The sequence below is a fragment of the Nostoc sp. genome (assembly GCF_036916575.1).
In the GTDB taxonomy this organism is placed as follows: domain Bacteria; phylum Cyanobacteriota; class Cyanobacteriia; order Cyanobacteriales; family Nostocaceae; genus Nostoc.
In genome coordinates this window covers 15,182-33,153 of sequence record NZ_JBALGC010000077.1, presented here as the reverse complement: position 1 = coordinate 33,153, position 17,972 = coordinate 15,182, and the positions used below count along the sequence as shown (strand labels likewise).

Annotated in this window: 15 protein-coding genes; 10 read left to right on the top strand and 5 right to left on the bottom strand. The window is 42.6% G+C overall.

The annotated features are described in order from the left end of the window. Positions 1-80 precede the first annotated feature (80 nt). The 3 genes from murB (at position 81) to V7L29_RS16030 (ending at position 2,323) form a co-directional block, all read left to right on the top strand. Entirely contained in the window at positions 81-1,082 is a 1,002-nt protein-coding gene (gene murB / locus V7L29_RS16040) for a UDP-N-acetylmuramate dehydrogenase (protein WP_334736108.1), read from the top strand. Between the two features lie 204 nt (positions 1,083-1,286). Continuing rightward, positions 1,287-1,634 (top strand): YbaB/EbfC family nucleoid-associated protein, encoded by a 348-nt coding sequence (locus tag V7L29_RS16035; RefSeq protein ID WP_334690743.1) that lies wholly within the window; start codon positions 1,287-1,289, stop codon positions 1,632-1,634. Positions 1,635-1,813: 179 nt separating this feature from the next. Then, positions 1,814-2,323, top strand: coding sequence for a low molecular weight protein-tyrosine-phosphatase (locus tag V7L29_RS16030; RefSeq protein ID WP_334690742.1), 510 nt, complete (start codon positions 1,814-1,816; stop codon positions 2,321-2,323). Between the two features lie 75 nt (positions 2,324-2,398). Here the strand turns inward: V7L29_RS16030 and V7L29_RS16025 are convergent, their stop codons facing one another. Further along, positions 2,399-3,082, bottom strand: a complete 684-nt coding sequence (locus V7L29_RS16025) for a response regulator transcription factor (protein ID WP_334690741.1) — start codon at positions 3,080-3,082, stop codon at positions 2,399-2,401. A gap of 1,020 nt (positions 3,083-4,102) precedes the next feature. Between V7L29_RS16025 and smpB the strand changes: the two genes are divergently transcribed. Next, positions 4,103-4,570 (top strand): SsrA-binding protein SmpB, encoded by a 468-nt coding sequence (smpB, locus tag V7L29_RS16020; protein WP_334690740.1) that lies wholly within the window; start codon positions 4,103-4,105, stop codon positions 4,568-4,570. A 179-nt stretch (positions 4,571-4,749) separates the two neighbouring features. After that, positions 4,750-5,031 (top strand): WGxxGxxG family protein, encoded by a 282-nt coding sequence (locus V7L29_RS16015; RefSeq protein WP_334736107.1) that lies wholly within the window; start codon positions 4,750-4,752, stop codon positions 5,029-5,031. 268 nt (positions 5,032-5,299) lie between these two features. On the opposite strand, the gene V7L29_RS16010 is transcribed toward V7L29_RS16015, so the two are convergent. Both V7L29_RS16010 and V7L29_RS16005 read right to left on the bottom strand, forming a co-directional pair. After that, positions 5,300-6,718: an IctB family putative bicarbonate transporter gene (locus V7L29_RS16010; RefSeq protein ID WP_334736106.1), complete on the bottom strand. Its 1,419-nt coding sequence runs from the start codon at positions 6,716-6,718 to the stop codon at positions 5,300-5,302. A 271-nt stretch (positions 6,719-6,989) separates the two neighbouring features. Further along, positions 6,990-8,543, bottom strand: a complete 1,554-nt coding sequence (locus V7L29_RS16005; protein ID WP_334690750.1) for a GAF domain-containing sensor histidine kinase — start codon at positions 8,541-8,543, stop codon at positions 6,990-6,992. Positions 8,544-9,098: 555 nt separating this feature from the next. On the opposite strand from V7L29_RS16005, the gene V7L29_RS16000 reads away from it, so the two are divergent. From V7L29_RS16000 to V7L29_RS15980, 5 genes are all read left to right on the top strand, one after another. Next, positions 9,099-10,292: a DegT/DnrJ/EryC1/StrS family aminotransferase gene (locus tag V7L29_RS16000; RefSeq protein ID WP_334690737.1), complete on the top strand. Its 1,194-nt coding sequence runs from the start codon at positions 9,099-9,101 to the stop codon at positions 10,290-10,292. Between the two features lie 128 nt (positions 10,293-10,420). After that, entirely contained in the window at positions 10,421-11,314 is an 894-nt protein-coding gene (crtB, locus tag V7L29_RS15995; protein ID WP_334736123.1) for a cyanoexosortase B, read from the top strand. Positions 11,315-11,514: 200 nt separating this feature from the next. After that, complete coding sequence (locus V7L29_RS15990) at positions 11,515-12,234, top strand: cyanoexosortase B system-associated protein (RefSeq protein WP_334690056.1); 720 nt, start codon at positions 11,515-11,517, stop codon at positions 12,232-12,234. Between the two features lie 229 nt (positions 12,235-12,463). Further along, positions 12,464-13,816, top strand: coding sequence for a polysaccharide biosynthesis/export family protein (locus tag V7L29_RS15985; protein ID WP_334736105.1), 1,353 nt, complete (start codon positions 12,464-12,466; stop codon positions 13,814-13,816). A 251-nt stretch (positions 13,817-14,067) separates the two neighbouring features. Continuing rightward, positions 14,068-16,242, top strand: a complete 2,175-nt coding sequence (locus tag V7L29_RS15980; RefSeq protein WP_334690054.1) for a GumC family protein — start codon at positions 14,068-14,070, stop codon at positions 16,240-16,242. Between the two features lie 86 nt (positions 16,243-16,328). On the opposite strand, the gene V7L29_RS15975 is transcribed toward V7L29_RS15980, so the two are convergent. Both V7L29_RS15975 and V7L29_RS15970 read right to left on the bottom strand, forming a co-directional pair. Beyond that, positions 16,329-17,000 carry a rhomboid family intramembrane serine protease gene (locus V7L29_RS15975; protein WP_334736104.1) on the bottom strand — a complete coding sequence of 224 codons (672 nt, stop codon included), beginning with the start codon at positions 16,998-17,000 and terminating at the stop codon, positions 16,329-16,331. A 126-nt stretch (positions 17,001-17,126) separates the two neighbouring features. Further along, a complete protein-coding gene (locus V7L29_RS15970) occupies positions 17,127-17,846 on the bottom strand; it encodes a rhomboid family intramembrane serine protease (RefSeq protein ID WP_334690052.1) in 720 nt (239 codons plus the stop codon). Positions 17,847-17,972: the final 126 nt, after the last annotated feature.

Sequence of the window (17,972 nt, the reverse complement as noted above, 5' to 3'; positions counted from 1 at the left end):
TAGCAACGGTTTCATAGGTTAACTCTATTACCGTATCTTTGCGGTAAATAAATGTAAAAATTTTACCAAAAAAAGTAAAGATGACCATTTCCCAGGCAGCTGGAAACGTCTGCACAGTTTCTGCTTTGAATACAAAGAAACACCAAACAATTAATTCGGTGGAGAGTGAAGTAATTTACTTACCCAGTACTGATTGTGTAATTAAGTCCCAGGCTTCCTTATCAGCGTTTACTTCCTATAGGGTTGGGGGAGCTGCTGATTTGTACGTTGCCCCCCGAAACTTAGAAGCACTGCAAGCAAGTCTTAAATACGCAAAAGAACGTGATTTAAAGGTGACAACACTGGGAGCAGGTTCTAACTTGCTAGTGAGCGATCGCGGTATATCAGGCTTAGTCATTGCTACTCGTCATCTCCGCTTCAGCAACTTTGACCCAGATACAGGTCAATTAACCGTTGCTGCTGGAGAATCAATTCCTAGCTTGGCATGGGCGGCAGCAGAATTAGGGTGGCAAGGATTGGAGTGGGCTGTTGGTATCCCTGGAACAGCAGGAGGTGCCGTGGTAATGAATGCAGGGGCACATAATAGCTGTATCGCAGATATGTTAGTTAGCGCTCAGGTACTTTCACCCGATGGTACGCTGGAAACTCTTACCCCGGAACAGTTAGGTTATAGTTATCGGACTTCATTATTGCAAGGTGGCGATCGCATAGTCACCCAAGCCACCTTACAACTTGCACCAGGTGCAGACCCAGCAAGAGTTGTGGCAATCACTAAACAACACAAAAAGCATAGGTTGAGCACCCAACCATACAATTTCCCCAGTTGTGGTAGTGTGTTCCGCAATCCTAAACCTTACAGTGCTGGCTGGTTAATTGAACAAACTGGGCTGAAAGGCTACCAAATTGGTGGGGCACAAGTAGCACTACTTCATGCTAATTTTATCGTTAACCGTGGTGGGGCAAAAGCTAATGACATCTTCTGTCTCATTCGTCACATCCAACATCAGGTACAAGAACGTTGGTCTATTCGGTTAGAACCAGAAGTCAAAATGCTCGGAGAGTTTCAAGGTGCTTGTGGATAGGGAGTGGGGAGTGGAGGATCAAGGAGCAGGGAAGGCAGGGGGAGAAATAACCGATGCCCAATGCCCAATGCTTAATGCCCAATACCCTACTCTCTACTCCCCATTCTATGATGCATTAATTATTGGTAAAAAAAGAGGCAAATTACTTACCGCATCTATAATTGAATTTGATTTGTTATTCAACGCGGACGCGTACAAATAATTATGACAGGAAAAGGACAGGGATTTGGCTTTGGCTTAGGAAAAATGAAGGAACTGGCCGAAGCTTTTAAGAAAGCGCAGCAAGTTCAAGAAGGCGCAAAGCGACTCCAAGAAGAATTGGAGCAAATGGAGATTCAAGGAGAATCTGGCGGTGGTCTGGTAAAGGTGATTGTCAGTGGTAACCAAGAACCCAAGCGGGTGGAAATTTCTCCAGATGCTTTAACCGAAGGTGCAGAAGTACTTTCCGATCTTGTGACAGTGGCAATGAAAGAAGCCTACACCAAGTCCACTGCAACAATGCGGGAACGTATGGAAGAATTAACCAGTGGGTTGGAGTTACCTGGATTTTAGTGAACAGTGGCTAGTGGGGTGGGCGGGTGATGCCCATACTTGTACTCTTACTCTTAAAGCTTGCTAGCAAGAGCCTCTTTGAACAGGAGAAGCACCTGATGTTCAAAAGTCAAGAGTCAAAAAATCAATTACTCTAGATTATTGACTTTGGGCTATGGACTCCGTGAAACGGAATATTTATGCCTTACAAGTTACTGTTTGTCTGCTTAGGTAACATCTGCCGATCGCCATCGGCAGAAAACATTATGAATCATCTAATTGAGCAGGCTGGCTTGAGCAATGGCTGTGCCGACGCCAAAGGTGTACATATCCTCTGTGACTCTGCTGGTACATCTAGTTATCACATTGGTAGCGCACCTGACAAACGCATGAGTGCTGCGGCTGCTACAAAGTTGGGAATTAAACTGCGTGGTCGAGCACGTCAGTTTCAAAAGTCAGATTTTCAAGACTTTGATTTGATTTTGGCGATGGATCAAGAAAATTATGAGAACATCCTCAGTCTTGATCAAACTAAGCACTATCAGCAGAAAGTGCGTTTGATCTGCGAGTTTTGCTCTCGACACACTCTAAAGGAAGTTCCAGATCCCTATTACGGTGGTCAACAGGGATTTAATCGGGTTATTGATTTACTGATCGATGCTTGTGAAGGTCTGCTCACATACGTTACCAGCCAAAAACCAATAAGCTAAAGTTAAGAGTTAGGAGTTAGGAGTTACTTTTTCTCTTATTAACTCATCACTCTTGACTCTTAACTCCTCACTTATTTATTCCACCAGACCATGCTTAATCGCAAAACGCACTAATTCCGCTCGGTTGCTAGTTGAGGTTTTTCTCAATAAACTGCTAACGTACTTTTCCACTGTTCGAGGACTCAGGTGTAGCTGATGACCCATTTCGGCATTAGAAAGACCATGAGTCAATAACTCTAGGACTTCCTGTTCTCTATGAGTTAAGGATGAGTGCAAGTGGGATTTCTGAGTTTGAGTGGACAGAGAATTATAGGTGTCCATCGCTTTTGTCGAGGCGGAAATGCCCAAATTTTCTTTATGAGAAAAGCGGTACTCCGATTGAATGATTTGCGATCGCTCCAAAAGATTGCGGATTGCTGCTGCTAACTCTTCTAGTTCAAAAGGCTTGGGTAAGTATAAATCGCACCCTGACTGGTAACCCATAATTCTTTCTTGCGTCTTAGTTCGGGCTGTTAATAAAATTACAGGCAATAACCGAAATACTGGTTGTTGACGCACCCGGCGCACCAGTTCATAGCCATTCATCTGTGGCATGACGATATCCGTGACAATTAAATCAGGATGATACTCATCCACCATAACCAAAGCCTCTTGACCGTCATTAGCCGTGATCACAGAGTAGCCAGACAGTTCAAGATAGTCGCTAACAGACAGACGAGTGCCCAAATCATCATCCACTACAAGGATCGTCAAGGGCATGAACAATACACCCCTAGCATTTTTTTACTCAGAAATGTGCTTCTACGCGCTTCATCAGTGAACACAGGCAAAAATAGTATTCTTATGTTTCATACTATGACAGGATTACCAGCTAAGAAATGGCTTCAGGGTTGATTTACAAAGAAAATCTTAAATCCTTAGGAAGGGTTTACGAAGTTAAACTCACCTTTGACTCTCTGTGCTTGGCAGGCACAGAGAGCTTTGTAATTTGTAACAACTGATCAATCTGGCAGAATAAATGCTCACTAGAGTGTAAATTAATATTGACACAATTAATAATTTCCCAAAAGCTAATTGAGATGTGAAAACTGGCGACTCTGGGCGTTGTCCTTGTTCTGTGGTCGCCGCGCAAGGGATGGGTTACGTTACGCACAGTCATTAACGCTACGTTAACACCATTCACCTAGATAGGGAAACCCGCCTACAGCGCTACTTCACCCTTCGGGTTCGGAAGTGACGCTTCTAACGTCGCTGTGCGCTAACGGACTCGACAGAAATTGCCAGACACTCTAGTGCCAGAGGCTGCGCGTAGCTTGCTTCCCTGTAAGGGTACGCGGACTCGTTGGCGCAGCCTCTCCAAGAATTGAGACTGCGCTATTGCTCTTAACGTCTCAGACCACTTGGGAGAAGACTCCGACTTCCTCACCACGTCGCTACTCTTTGCGTCTTCTTTGGTAAGTATCAATATCTTTTATTCTTTGCCTCTGTTCGTCGCGTAGCGTCTTTGTTCGCGCAGCGTCTTTGACAGGAGAAGGAGAAGTTCTGATGGTCGGAAGCCTGCGCTCAGATTTCTCTGTTTTTCACTAGTACTTAGCCAATCACTAATGATTATTGACTCTAAGTAACTTAATGTTGCCAGAAAAGTTTTAATTATGAACTTAGAAAAGTTAAATTAGTGATATACAGTTCAGCATTTATGGCGATTATAAGATAGACCTGATAATTTACAAGGCAATCTAAATAATTTTTTAGGTACATTTAAAGCACACAAAATTATCAATGAGCGACAAGAACGAAGGTTACAAAGTTATTAGCGACAACCGTCAAGCCCGTTATTTGTATGAAATTCTGGAAACTTACGAAGCTGGAATTGAATTGACAGGAACCGAGGTTAAGTCGATTCGTGCGGGTAAAGTTAATCTCCAAGATGGCTATGCTTTGCTTCGCAATGGCGAAGCATGGTTGATCAATATACATATCTCGCCTTATAACGCTAGTGGACAATATTTCAATCATGAACCACGGCGTACACGCAAGCTGCTGTTGCATCGCCAAGAACTCCGCAAGTTAATTGGCAAAGTAGAGCAGCAGGGTTTAACTTTAATCCCTTTGAAAATGTATCTTAAACGAGGCTGGGTAAAAGTGAGTATAGCTCTTGGCAAAGGTAAAAAGCTCCACGATAAGCGAGAAGACCTGAAACGACGCCAAGACCAGCGTGACATTCAACGGGCAATGAAAAACTATTAAGGGTCAGTGTCGCCAAACTACCACACTAGAGTGAGAAATAGATTTCTGTAAAAGCATGTTGTATATCCACAGCGCGAGTTATGAAAATGCCTAATTTATAGCCGCAGATTGATTTTGCTCAGGTTGAGACTCGATACAGTGGTGAGTAACTTCGGATGGCATCAGGAATTATCAGACTTATGAAAAGTAATTTCATTAAAGCTGTTGGCGCTGGCGTTCTTACCTTGAGTATGGGAATTTTACCCTTAACTCTATCCGCACAAGCTCAAACGACTACTGACTCCGGAGCCAATACTGCTCCAAGAACTACCACTTACGACGATCGCAACGGTTTTGATTGGGGTTGGTTAGGATTAATTGGTCTAGCTGGTTTGGCTGGTTTGGCTGGCAAAAAACGTAATGACGAACCGACCGCTTATCGCGACTCTAACGCTCCAAGCAGCACTACCTACAGAGACTAATACCATTTTGGATTTTGGACTTCGGCTTCTCTACCAGACGCTACGCGTAGCTTGCTTAAGAGTAGGGGTACGCTTAGTCGAAGATTTGGGATTTTGGATTGGGAATTATCTTCTACGTCTAGGTTTTGTAAATCCATCTGTCGGAATAATTTTTTAAATCGGTATAAGCAACTCAAAATACCCTTTGGCAAGTTGCTATCCGTCTACAGAATTCAAAAAATCTCAGTTGTCAGTTGTCATGGCGAAAACAACTGACAACTTACTCATGTTAATTTACTGCTGGTTCTGAGTTAGATGAATTTGTCTGGTTTTGAGCTAAAGGTGTCCAGTAGCTGGCAATTAAAGCAACGATCAGCCACCAGAGGGTATTGACCTCAGGACGATACCAGACAGTATCTACGGTGCCATGAGCTAGCATACCCAACAAAATAGCGATCGCTCCAATTAACCAAAATCCCTCTACACTTCTAATTTGTCGCAATCGTCGCACTTGCAAAAACGCCGTATTAAATGCGACAATTATTAACCAGAGAAAGCAGGCTAAACCAACAAAGCCAGTTTCTACAGTCACTTCAAATAAAATCGAATAGGCACTCAAAGCAGTATAACGAGGGTGTTGGTAAAGGGGATAAACTTTATTAAAAGAGTTGTGACCGGGGCCAATGCCAAAAATCGGGCGATCGCGAATCATCTCAAAGACAGCATCCCACACATTTCGGCGAAAATTATTACTGCTATCTTTGCGGTCAGCAAAAATACTGAACACCCGCAGGCGGACTGGCTCTACAAATATTACTGCTAGCACCAATACGCCGATCAAACCTCCCAATACAATCGGTAGCGACCAAGTACGCCAAAAAGGAGGCATTTCCACACTTTTCCAATAAACTAGCAATGCCATCACAGCCAAAGCTGCCACCACTAGTCCAATCCAACCGCCACGACTAAAAGTCAGGATCAGGCAGGCAGTATTGACAATCAACATTGTTAATGCTAGAGCTTTTTTGAGCCAACTTTGCCATGCAAAAATTGCGACTAAGCTAAAAATTACTGCTGGTAGGAGGTATCCAGCCAATAAGTTGGGATTTCCTAAATAACTGTAGACTCTTGTAGTCTTAGACAAAGGAGATTCTGGATCAACCCAAGTTGCCAGTGCTGTGGCTCCAAAAAACCATTGCCGCAATCCATATACACTGACAATTAACGATACGTGCAGGTAAAGGATGATAATCCAAGACCGGAGGCGAGGCGACCTCAGTACCCTGGCACAAAGGGCAAATAGTAGCAAATACAAGGTCAACGTTGCCAAGTCGTTAACTGCCGCCTTTTTCACTGGTGATAATGCTGTTGCAACTGCGGCAATTCCCCAGTAGAGCAATACCAGCAGGTGAATGGGAGTGACTGACGAGACATTTGCTGGTGTTACTTGATCAGATAAAGTCAACAATAGCCAAAATATCACACAAGCCACCAGTAACAAGCCCACCAATGTACTCGAAGCAAAAGGTGCAAGCGCATATACTAAGCTAAGTAAAGCCGCTGCGATCGCATCTCCCCACTGGAGTAAGACACTTGTTTGCCGCCAAGAACTTAACAGTCCGACCAGAGAACGATGTACGTAACTGGTAGCAAGATATTCTTTGAGCGGTAAAGATGATAAAGTAAATCGTTGCCAGACTAAATTCATAAAAAACATTGCGATCAATTAGCCTGCCGACGCAGAACTTGGAATTGATCATAATGCCTATGGCTATAAAAAGGTAATAACAGAAATTACACATCGCGTGATGGCGCTCTTATTCCAGCCATCAACCACTACCTTTAATCCGAAACCACTTCAGCCAATATTAAGTTAAGATAGCTCTTTATGTACTTAGTACACAACAAATAGATAGAAAATACCTCTTTCCCAGTTCCAATCCACTATCACCTGTTATCTGTTCTCTATAGATTGTGACTCAGACATCGCTAATTGCTTGTGAGGGAGTCGCCAATTGCAGTGGCAAAGAAAGCACATAACGATATCCTGATTCTGGTGAACCTTGAATCAAAATTTGTCCACCGTGCAACTCTGCCAGTTGACAACTTAGCAATAGACCCAAGCTTTCACGAGAAAGACTTCCATGTGATTTAGCTAAATTTATACTTGAATTAGCAGCAAAGAATTTTGATTGGGAATCATTCAAGTTTTTTGAATTATCCACTGCTACTGATGAAGTATCGGGCTGCTGCTGGCTTTCTGCACGAGTATTGTAAGTTGCTACCTCACCTGTCAACTCTAGCAGCGATAAAGAATTGAGGCGGAAGTACGGATCAACCTCAGTTATGCCGTCCCCTAGCCAAGGATGGGAAACCCAAATAGTAATGTTGAGCGTATCTTCCTTGTAAGAAACATGAATGCGAACAACACTACCTGTAGCCGAAAGTTGAATCACACTAAAAACCAGGTGATAGAGGATTTGCCGCACCTTATCTTTATCTAAAGGCAAAATACGATTGCGTCCTGGTTCTATAGAGAGGCGAATATCTTGCTCACGGCGATTAGCCACTTCTTCTAGGGTATTGATAGCTTGTTGGCATAGCATTTCGATATCCACAGGAGCTAGATTCAGCACAGTTGAGTTTTCATCCATAGCTCCTAACTCGGTAATTTCGTTTACTAAGGAAAGTAAGTACCGACCACTGTGTTGGATAATTTCCAAATATTCTCTTTGCTTAGTCGTCAAAGGCCCATAAATCTCACGTCCTAAAACACTAGCCATACCGAGTACAGATGTTAAGGGCGTACGTAACTCCTGAGTTAGCTGACCCAAAAGTTCCAGTTTCAGTTGCTTGGTTGAAACAGAGTCGCTATCTTTAGTGGGTGGGGTGATTTTAATCTCAGTGTTACGTTGGTCATTGAGTGAAAATATAGGAGCGCTCTTGAGAGTGCTTGATTCGAGTTTCCGTTGCAGGAGTCGGTTACGCTCAAATTCACTCATGCTCCAACGAGCTATGATTTGTAAAAACTCAATGTCTCGGTTTGTAAAATTGCGCGGCACTAAATCCATCACCGCCAATGCACCCAAACAATGTCCCTCAGCATCAATCAGTGGCGCTCCTAAGTAAGCACGAATACCATAATCCTGCACCAACTTGCTGCTAGCAAGGACTGGATCTGTAAGTTTATGTGTATCATTAATTTCAAATATTTGGGAACTTTCTACTACCTGAGTGCAAAAGGATTCCCGGCGTGACAGTTGGCGGCTTTGTGCTAAATGATTCATTAGTCCCAACCTAGATAAGCCCACCGCCGACTTGAACCAGTGGCGTTCTTGATCCACAAATCCCAATATGGAAATTGGTGCTTCCAAAAAGTGGGCAGCAGTCTGTGTGGCTTCTTCAAAAACCGGAATCGTTTCTGGTTGCCGCAAACCTAAATCTGACAAAGCTTTGAGGCGTTGTTGTTCTCTTGTTTCAGGAGAATCCCAACCATCCTTTAGGGCAAATAATTTATTTTCAGGCTCTACCATTGCCACTGCTACCTTAATAATTTCTCGATACTGTAATTGATACAAGTCTATTTCTAGGTTATCAATTGCTATTTTTAAGCATTCCCTAATTTTGCCTCTGACAAACAAGTTTGGGGCAAAAATTTTTTACCCCTTCCATTAAGTTGGCAACGTAGTCTTTACCAGTTACTAGTTACTGGTGCTGAATGTTCTCTGTTTAGGACTGGTGTGTCTCACATTGCTTGAGATTTTGCAATCAGACTGCGTTAGATTTGGATTCAGTCAGGGTAACCTAACGCTAAGGATACAATACCAAAGGTCTGTCATTCTTTATCTACAAAAAGGAAAATTCCTATGACAATTTTTAACGTAAATTTACTGGCTATTGAAGTCTATTTAATGTTATATATATAACAGTTGATACTGATAATAGCTAGCATTGAGAGCTGACAATTCTAGATAGTTTATGTAACTCTCCATCCGATAGATTGAACCTATTACAATTTCACGCCGAAAATTGTGTAGGCTTTTCTATTTTTTCCATACGAGGAAATATTTTTTTGAGGACAACTGGTAATGAATAAAATGACTATTAGAGTTCCTTTTGTAGACCTGAAGTTACAACACGAACCAATTCAAATGCAATTGCAAGATGCAATCCAATCTGTATTGGAGCAGGGAGATTTTATTTTAGGGCAAGCACTCTCAGATTTTGAAGCAGCATTTGCGGCAGTGTCTGGAGCAGAATATGGAGTTGGTGTTGCATCAGGAACAGATGCGATCGCTCTCGGATTGCAAGCGTGTAATATTGGTGCTGGCGACGAAGTGATTTTACCAGCAAACACATTTATCGCAACCTTAATTGGAGTGCAACGCGCTGGCGCCAAGCCAATTCTGGTAGATTGCGATCGCCAAACAGCTTTAATTGACTTAAGAGAAGCAGCAAAGGCAATTACGCCTCATACCAAAGCAATTATCCCTGTGCATCTCTATGGTCAGATGGTATCACCATGTGAACTATTGAACTTTGCCGATACCTACAAACTACTAATTTTTGAAGATGCAGCACAAGCACACCTCGCTCAAAGAGAAGGATATCACGCTGGTTCAGTAGGAATAGCAGCAGCTTTTAGTTTCTATCCTAGCAAAAATTTGGGAGCATTTGGGGATGGAGGAATGTTACTGACACGAGATTCAGATGTAGCCCAGAAGATGGGGCGCTTGCGAAATTATGGTGCATCGCAAAAGTATTTTCATACTGAAGCAGGTACGAATAGCCGCTTGGATACTTTACAAGCAGCAGTTTTGCACCAGAAACTACCATATTTGCCACAGTGGAATCGCGATCGCTTGACTATTGCCCAACAGTATGATCAAGAACTGGCACCCTTAGTAACTGCTGGCATTATCCCTATAGAAAACCAAAGTGGTACAGGACATGTGTATCATCTTTATGTGATTAAAGTAGATGATTCTTGCCCAATAGAACGCCAGCAACTTCAGGAAAAACTAACAACAGTGGGAATTCAAACTGGCATTCACTATCCAATTCCTTGTCATCTCCAGCCAGCATTCACCAACTTAGGTTATCAACCTGGAGATTTTCCCCAAGCAGAGAAGTTGTCAAAGCAAATATTATCATTACCGATGTATCCTGGTTTGAGCAGTAGCCAAATCAAAGAAATTGTAGCAGCGATCGCTCATGCAGTCTCAACAATTTCTAAGGCAGATAACCTATCTCCTGCTGACCTTGGCAGCATAGTAGCCTAAAGTTAATTCATGCTTAATGTGCGTCTAAGATTACACATTTTTCGTTAAGAGTGTCATTTGTTCTTTATTCTTTACTAATGACTAATGACCAATGACCAATGACCAAAGTTTTAGAATTACTGAAAATCATGGCACTCCGGCAACAGGTTAAAAACAGAAACGCCTCTGGCTTATTAAATCTGGCTATTTTAGGCGTTTTGCTACTGCTTTATGCTCCTATATTGCTACACTGGTTGGATGGTTGGCTACACAAAAATATCAGTACAGAACACGAATATTTCAGCCACGGAATTATTGGTTTACCATTTGCTGCTTATCTAGGCTGGATGAACCGGAAAAAGTGGACGGGTTTACCAGATACCAGCCATCCTTTGGGCGCTGTTTTCTTGTTACTAGGAGCAGTTTTTTATCTTAGCGGTGTTACAGAGTGGGTTAACCTTTCCTTGCCCGTTATACTGGCAGGATTATGCTTGTGGTTTAAGGGAATATCAGGTTTGCGATTGCAAGGATTCCCCCTCCTACTAGTATTTCTGGCAACCCCAACGGCATTACCCTATATCATTGCTCCCTATACCTTGCCTCTCCAAAGCTTCATTGCTGGCACAGCAGGCTTCATACTGAATCAATTTGGTATGGAAGTAACCGTGGATGAGATAAATCTCTACGTGGGAGGACGGATTGTGGAAGTTGCCCCCTATTGTGCGGGGCTGAAAATGTTGTTTACTACTTTTTACGTCGGCTTGATGCTGCTTTATTGGACAGATGGTTTGTCTTCACGCCGCACAACTATATCGTTTTTATCTATTGCTGCGATCGTTAGTACTAGTGCCAATATTATTCGTAATACTTTACTGACTTTCTTTCACGGCACAGGTCAAGAAGCAGCTTTTAAATGGCTGCATGAGGGTTGGGGTGGTGACCTCTACTCTGCTTGTATGCTGGTGTCATTAGTGCCCTTACTGAATTGGATTAATAGCTATTTCTCGGCATCTCCAGAAACTCAGCAAGAAGGAGAAAGTTGAACTGGAGACTGGGGGAGATGAGGGGGATGAGGGAGCGGGGGAGCAGGCGGGAAATACCAATGCTCAATGCCTATATATCAAGGTTTTCACGGATAAATAGCCTTTATAATTGAAAAGTATTGGGTAGATTGTCAATATTACTGAACTCACGATGTTCTTTTATAAAGTAAAATTTTGCCTAAGTATTGCAAATTTTACTGATGATTTCCTTCTCTAAGTTTTTCAAGGAAAACCAATTAAGTCAGGTAGCAGCACTTTTGTTATTGCTACTGCTGCTAGCAATGGCAGGGGTTCCTGGATACCTGACAGGACACTGGCAATGGAAACAGCCGCCACCTGTTACTACCCTCAACGAATTAAAACATATCCGCAAGACTGGGTTAGCCCTTGCTGGTTGGCAAACTATTGAACAAGCAGAACAGCAAATTGGCGAACATAAGTGGTCTTTGCAGGTAATTAAAAAAGAAGGTTCCGAATCCCAGGCAATTTTACTTTTGCTGCCGCAAAATGGGCCTATGGATCAACCAGAAGTAGAGTGGACAGACGTTAACGGCTGGGGAAGGTCACGCTGGGGAAAGTGGGATGTAGCTCAATATCGCCCTGCTGAATTTACTGTGAAACCGCCTGCAAAGACATCTAATGTCGAAACTAAAGTAGAAGCTAGGTTCTTTCGCGCCTCCACACCACAGCAAACCTTCGCTGTCTTGCAATGGTATGCTATGCCAGACGGCGGAAATCCATCACCTTTACACTGGTTCTTGGCAGATCAATTGGCACAGTGGCGTAAGCAACGCACTCCTTGGGTAGGCGTGAGCATTCTAATTCCAATGGAACCTTTGGGGCAGGTAGAAACATCTTGGTCTTTAGCACAGTCTATCGGAGAAACAGTGCAAGCTGTATTAATGGCAGGCCCTTTATAGAGTCTGTTACAGATAGGTTTGTGCAGAGATTCATCAACAGGATCTCTATAATTGCGTCAGGCTGAAACTCAGCTAAAAGATGTTAACAATATGAAGTTAGAAATTATATTTAGCAAAATTTTTCTCTTTTTTTTGGTAACTACTTGCAGACAAAAGAGACATTGAGGACATTTTTAGAGTAGAATAACCCCTCGGCGCGACTAATTCTTATATCAATTTTCCTGCACTGATGTTCATAGATCCCAGTTCTTATATGCGTGCATTCGGCGCCCTGTGTTTTGTCAGTCTTCAAGTAGGAGTTTTCTTAACAACACCTATCCAACTTGTTGTTGCCCAGCCTTTTCCACTGCAAGGACAATCACCAAGGCAACCCCCCTCACCTGTGCCAGGTACTGAGGTTGTACCTCCAGGTGCAAATGATCAAATTTCCCCCCAACTCAGCCGCTATCTCTTAGGGCCAGGAGATACAATTGGCGTTGTGCTTCAGCGTCCTCCTGGCCCATACCGCTTAGGCATAGGAGATGGAATTAGCGTTTCGGTTCAGCGCTTTCCAGATTTGAGCTTTCAAGCTTTAATCAACCCAGAAGGTAATATTGCAGTGCCGTTACTGGGAACAGTTTCGTTACAAGGTTTAACTTTGGAAGAAGCTCAAGAAAAAATTCGCTTGGGTTTAAACCGTTATGTGGTTGATCCAGTAATAGTTTTAGCCTTAGTAACGCCGCGTCAAGACATCAGTTTTCAAGCTGTAATTAGTCCAGAAGGTAACATTATAGTGCCGCAAGTGGGAACGGTGTCATTACAAGGTTTAACCTTGGAAGAAGCTCAAGAAAAAATTCGTTTGGGTTTGAGTCGCATTTTACCAGATCCAATCGTGGTAGTATCCTTGGCAGGGACGCGACCAGTTCAAGTTACTATTAGCGGGGAAATATTTCGACCAGGAATTTATCCGATTAATTCATCAACACCCCGCGTTGCTGATGCCTTACTAATATCTGGTGGTTCAACGTCGAATGCAGACCTGCGACAAGTGCAAGTACGCCGGAAGTTAATTGATGGTTCTGTGATTTCACAAACTATTGACTTATATGTAACACTGCAAAATGGGGGTTCAATTCCTAATTTACGCTTACAAGACGGAGATGCGATACTCGTGCCCCGTCGTGAAGTTGGTAATGATGACGGTTATGACCGCAATTTGGTAGCACGTTCATCCTTGGCTGTACCACAGATTAAAGTCCGGGTTTTAAACTATGCAGCAGGAGGTATTTTCACTCAAGCTTTGCCTAATGGCAGTACATTTGTAGATGCTTTGGGAGGAGTAAATCTCGACACTGCTAACCTTCGAGATATCGCTCTGGTTCGCTTTGATCCTGAACAAGGTAAAGCTGTTACCCAAAAACTTGATGCTAAAAAAGCTCTAGGCGGTGATGCGTCTCAAAATGTGGCGCTTCAAGATAATGATGTTATTGTTGTTGGTCGGAATCTCATTGGTAAGATTACTAATTTACTGACTACTATTACCCAACCTTTCTTCAATGTCCAATCCTTTCTTCGGTTTTTTGACGACTTCGGCAATCGCTAAAATTAGTAACTTTAGAAGAAGGATGCAAACTGGAAATAGTTGGGAGTGGAGGAAGCCATATCTCCAACTTATCTTTGAATTCATTAATGGAAAAATCTTAAAGATATCAACCGATATATACAATAGGAAGTTGATAGCGTTCTTGTATCAAAGCCACTATCTTTAATTTGGTGCTTCCTAATTTTGAATTTTGTTAGCGCAGCGTCTCGTAGAGAGCGTCATTTTAAATTTTGAATTGGAGCGAAGCGACCATGACCCCACCAATTGTTAAGCGTTATCTTATTGCCTTTGATAAGTACAAGTGGATTGGACTAGCTAGTTTTGCTTTAGTTGTAGCAGGGTCAACTGTGGTGGCTATGCAACCAGAGCCACCTACTAGCTATATAGCATCTGCCGCACTTACCTATAGTGGCCCACCAGTTTCTTTCTCCGCAACTGGTAGTGAAATCCAACAGCAAGGAAAGGAACTGAGTGAGGAAGTTTTACTATCAAACCAGATAATTACAACAGTGGCAGAAAAAGTCGGTGTCAAACCGAATAAGCTCGGTAGCAGTGTCGTCCTTTCTGTACCTAAAAAAAACCCTAGAAGTGGAGAATTGGAATCTAGTATCTTGGAATTGAAATATGTAGATACTGACGCCAAACGAGGTATACAGGTATTGACAGAATTGATGCAAGCAATGATCAAGTTGAGCAGTGATATAAATACTGGGCGATTACAAGCAATTATTGAAAAGATTAATGATCGCACACCACAAGCTAAACGGGAACTGCAAATTGCTGAAAAGAAGCTGGAACAGTACGATCGCGTAGAGCGAACTGCAATATTGGCAGCAGAAAATGGCAGTTTGTTAAGTGCTATTACTGCCAGCCAAAATCTACAACGGCAAATTCAGTTAACTATTTCTGGGGTTGATGGTCAAGTTCGCAGTTTACAAAATAAGTTAGGCTTAACAGTCGGACAGGCTTATATTTCTTCTGCTTTGAGTGCCGATCCAATTATTGGTAACTTGCGATCGCAAATTTATCAAAGTGAGTCACAAATCGCCGTACTCAGAAAAGATTTGCGACCGGAACACCCAACAATGATTCAGTTGCTGCGTCAGAAACAAGCTGCTGAGGAATTGCTGCAACAACGTGCTGCGGAGGTGTTAGGTGGTGAGGGAACGGCGGCTCCGCTTCAGGGTAACATTACAGGTATTCGCACCCAAAGTAGCTTAGATCCAGCACGCCAGCAGTTGGCAAACCAAATGGTGGCTTTGCAAACCCAACGCGAGACACTGCAACAACAACTAGCTCAAGAAATCCAACAAGAAGCGCAACTACGGCGAGAATATTCTCTGATACCCAATAAGCAATTAGAGCGATCGCGTTTAGAACAGGAGGTGGGACTCAAAAAAGCCATCTATGATCAAATGCAGGTGAAGCTAACCGATGCTAAAACCGCAGAAGCAGAAACTACCAGCAGCCTTAGCATTGCCAGACGCCCCACATATGCGATCGATCCTAAACCTCCCAAGAGTGTGCCTATTACCCTTGCTGTGGGTGGTTTCTTAGGTGTGTTGATTGGTGGTGGGGTGATATTTTTGTTGGGAGCGTTGGAAGGTACTTTCAAAACCAGGGAAGATATCCGCCAGAGCCTCAAGCAACGGGAAGTGGCACTGTTGGGAGAATTGCCTTTAATGCCAGTTGATGATTTGGATCTTGAAGCAGTGCCGGTGTTACTTTCTGCGGATTCTCCTTATTTAGAATTTTATGAGAAATTCCGCAGTAATTTGCGCCGGATTGGTGGCAAAAACTTAAAGGTGGTGTTGATTACTAGCACCAGTAGCCAAGAGGGTAAAACGGCAAGTGCATATAATTTGGGTATAGCTTCAGCCCGTGCTGGTAAAAGAACCTTGATTATCGAAACAGATTTGCGATCGTCTTCCCGTTGTACATCCCTGAAAGTAATTCCTGATCCCGACGGCACTATTGAACCCTTGCGTTATTACGCTAATTTAAGTGAATGTATTCGTTTAGTTCCTGATGTACAAAACTTGTACATTCTTCCCAGCCCTGGCCCTGTACGGCAATCTGCTGCTATTCTTGAATCTAGCGAAATGCGACGGCTAATGGAGGATGTCCGTGAACGTTTTGATTTAGTTATCTTAGACACTAGTTCACTCAGCATATCCAATGACCCTTTGTTAATCCAACCCTACAGCGATGGTATCGTACTAGTGGCGCGACCACACTATACACAAGAGAACATGCTAGGTGAGGCTATTGATCAATTGGTTGAATCGGAACTGGGGTTATTGGGAGCAATTATCAATGGCGCTGATATCATTGTTTCTGTACCTGAAGAAGTTACACAATCATCAAGATTTACATCTAAGGTAGAAGAATCTGAAGAAGTTTCAGCGGGTGCCAGGAAAAACTAATAATTTCTCAAATATTGCAAAGGTAGATGGTGAATTGGTAATTGTTTTGCCGACGTTGCAGAGTGAAAATTTGAATTTTGAATTGCTTAGTCGTGTCTAAATAACCCAAATAGGGGAGCAAGAATTACCCCAAAAATAAAACCACCAATGTGGGCCCAGTAAGCAACTCCACCAGTTTGCATAGTCATGTTAGCGCTTGTTTGCAGGGTAGCAAGACCAGATATCACATTTTGCACAATGAAAAGTCCAATTATTACTAATGCTGGGACTCTGATTGTGGTGATGAAAATCCCCAAAAATACTAAGGTCATCACTCTAGCGTGGGGAAAGCGGATAATATACGCACCTAAAACACCAGAAATTGCACCACTTGCTCCTAAGGAAGGAATCTGAGAATTCATGCCAATAAACCATTGGCATAAGGCAGCTAGAACACCACACATCAAATAAAAAATCAGATATTTGAAATGACCTAACCGCTCTTCAATATTGTTGCCAAAAATCCAGAGAAACAGCATATTCGAGATTAAGTGCCACCAACCGCCGTGTAAGAATTGTGACGTAAATAACGTTATCCACTCTCCACCCCAGTTGGTGGTTAACTCTTGAGGTATTACTGCATACTGATTTAAAAACTGATTCAATTGTGCATGTGACAGGCTCACCTCGTGAATAAAAACTAAAATATTCATGCCAATTAACCCGTAGGTGAAATACGGGGTAATTCGCGTTGGATTTTCATCGTACAGGGGAAACACAGGTGTTTTTCCTAAATTATTGACTAACTGCAATATAGCCTGTAAGGCTGACAGTTGCGAAGTTTAGGCAATTTAACCTATTAAATCAATTAGTCTGATTAAAAGTCCCAATCATACATTGAGTAATTACTTATACCAATATTCTTCCTGTGATTTATCACTAAATAAACCTAATAGTGGGCCAAGAATTGCCCCAAAGATAAACCCGCCTGCATGAGCCCAGTAAGCAATACCGCCATTTTCCATACCGATGTTAGTACGTGTTTCGAGACTAGCAAATCCGTAGAAAGCTTGTTCGAGAAACCAGAATCCCAAAAAGAAATATGCCGGGACACGGAAAGTTGGGAAGAAAAACCCTAAAGGCACTATTCCGAGAACTTCGGCGTTGGGAAAGCGGAGAATGTAAGCTCCCATGACACCTGCGATCGCACCACTTGCACCCAAAGAAGGAATGCTAGAATCTTGAGCGAAGTACCACTGGGTCAAGGATGCCAAAACACCACAAGATAAATAAAACAGCAAATATTTGGCATGACCTAACTTATCTTCAACATTGTTGCCAAAAATCCAAAGAAACAACATATTGCCGGCTAAATGCAAAAAACCACCGTGCAAAAATTGCGAGGTAATCAAAGTTGCCCACTCTGGCACTGGTTGATGTAGAGAAGTACCAGCAAAGCTTAAAGTGAGTTCTCGTGGAACTACAGCCGCAAGGTGTAAAAACCCATTTAATGCTTGCGGGGGAAGATTTGCTTCATAAAGAAAAACGAGGACGTTGGTAGCAATCAGTCCATAAGTCACATAAGGTGTGATTTTTGTAGGAATACTATCTTTAATGGGAACCACGGGCGTTTTTCCTGATTTTAAGACACAAACTCTACAATACTGAATTATGCAAGTAGTTTCTTCTACCTCGTGGATAAATCTCGCTTTCAGACTTACAGAATTTACGTAAAATAATGAAAAAACGTA

What these genes read in the sequence shown, in the direction of transcription:
- murB (WP_334736108.1), top strand. Translation starts at nt 81, where the DNA reads ATGACCATTTCCCAGGCAGCTGGAAACGTCTGCACAGTTTCTGCTTTG.
- V7L29_RS16035 (WP_334690743.1), top strand. Translation starts at nt 1,287, where the DNA reads ATGACAGGAAAAGGACAGGGATTTGGCTTTGGCTTAGGAAAAATGAAG.
- V7L29_RS16030 (WP_334690742.1), top strand. Translation starts at nt 1,814, where the DNA reads ATGCCTTACAAGTTACTGTTTGTCTGCTTAGGTAACATCTGCCGATCG.
- V7L29_RS16025 (WP_334690741.1), bottom strand. Translation starts at nt 3,082, where the DNA reads ATGCCCTTGACGATCCTTGTAGTGGATGATGATTTGGGCACTCGTCTG.
- smpB (WP_334690740.1), top strand. Translation starts at nt 4,103, where the DNA reads ATGAGCGACAAGAACGAAGGTTACAAAGTTATTAGCGACAACCGTCAA.
- V7L29_RS16015 (WP_334736107.1), top strand. Translation starts at nt 4,750, where the DNA reads ATGAAAAGTAATTTCATTAAAGCTGTTGGCGCTGGCGTTCTTACCTTG.
- V7L29_RS16010 (WP_334736106.1), bottom strand. Translation starts at nt 6,718, where the DNA reads ATGAATTTAGTCTGGCAACGATTTACTTTATCATCTTTACCGCTCAAA.
- V7L29_RS16005 (WP_334690750.1), bottom strand. Translation starts at nt 8,543, where the DNA reads ATGGTAGAGCCTGAAAATAAATTATTTGCCCTAAAGGATGGTTGGGAT.
- V7L29_RS16000 (WP_334690737.1), top strand. Translation starts at nt 9,099, where the DNA reads ATGAATAAAATGACTATTAGAGTTCCTTTTGTAGACCTGAAGTTACAA.
- crtB (WP_334736123.1), top strand. Translation starts at nt 10,421, where the DNA reads ATGGCACTCCGGCAACAGGTTAAAAACAGAAACGCCTCTGGCTTATTA.
- V7L29_RS15990 (WP_334690056.1), top strand. Translation starts at nt 11,515, where the DNA reads ATGATTTCCTTCTCTAAGTTTTTCAAGGAAAACCAATTAAGTCAGGTA.
- V7L29_RS15985 (WP_334736105.1), top strand. Translation starts at nt 12,464, where the DNA reads ATGTTCATAGATCCCAGTTCTTATATGCGTGCATTCGGCGCCCTGTGT.
- V7L29_RS15980 (WP_334690054.1), top strand. Translation starts at nt 14,068, where the DNA reads ATGACCCCACCAATTGTTAAGCGTTATCTTATTGCCTTTGATAAGTAC.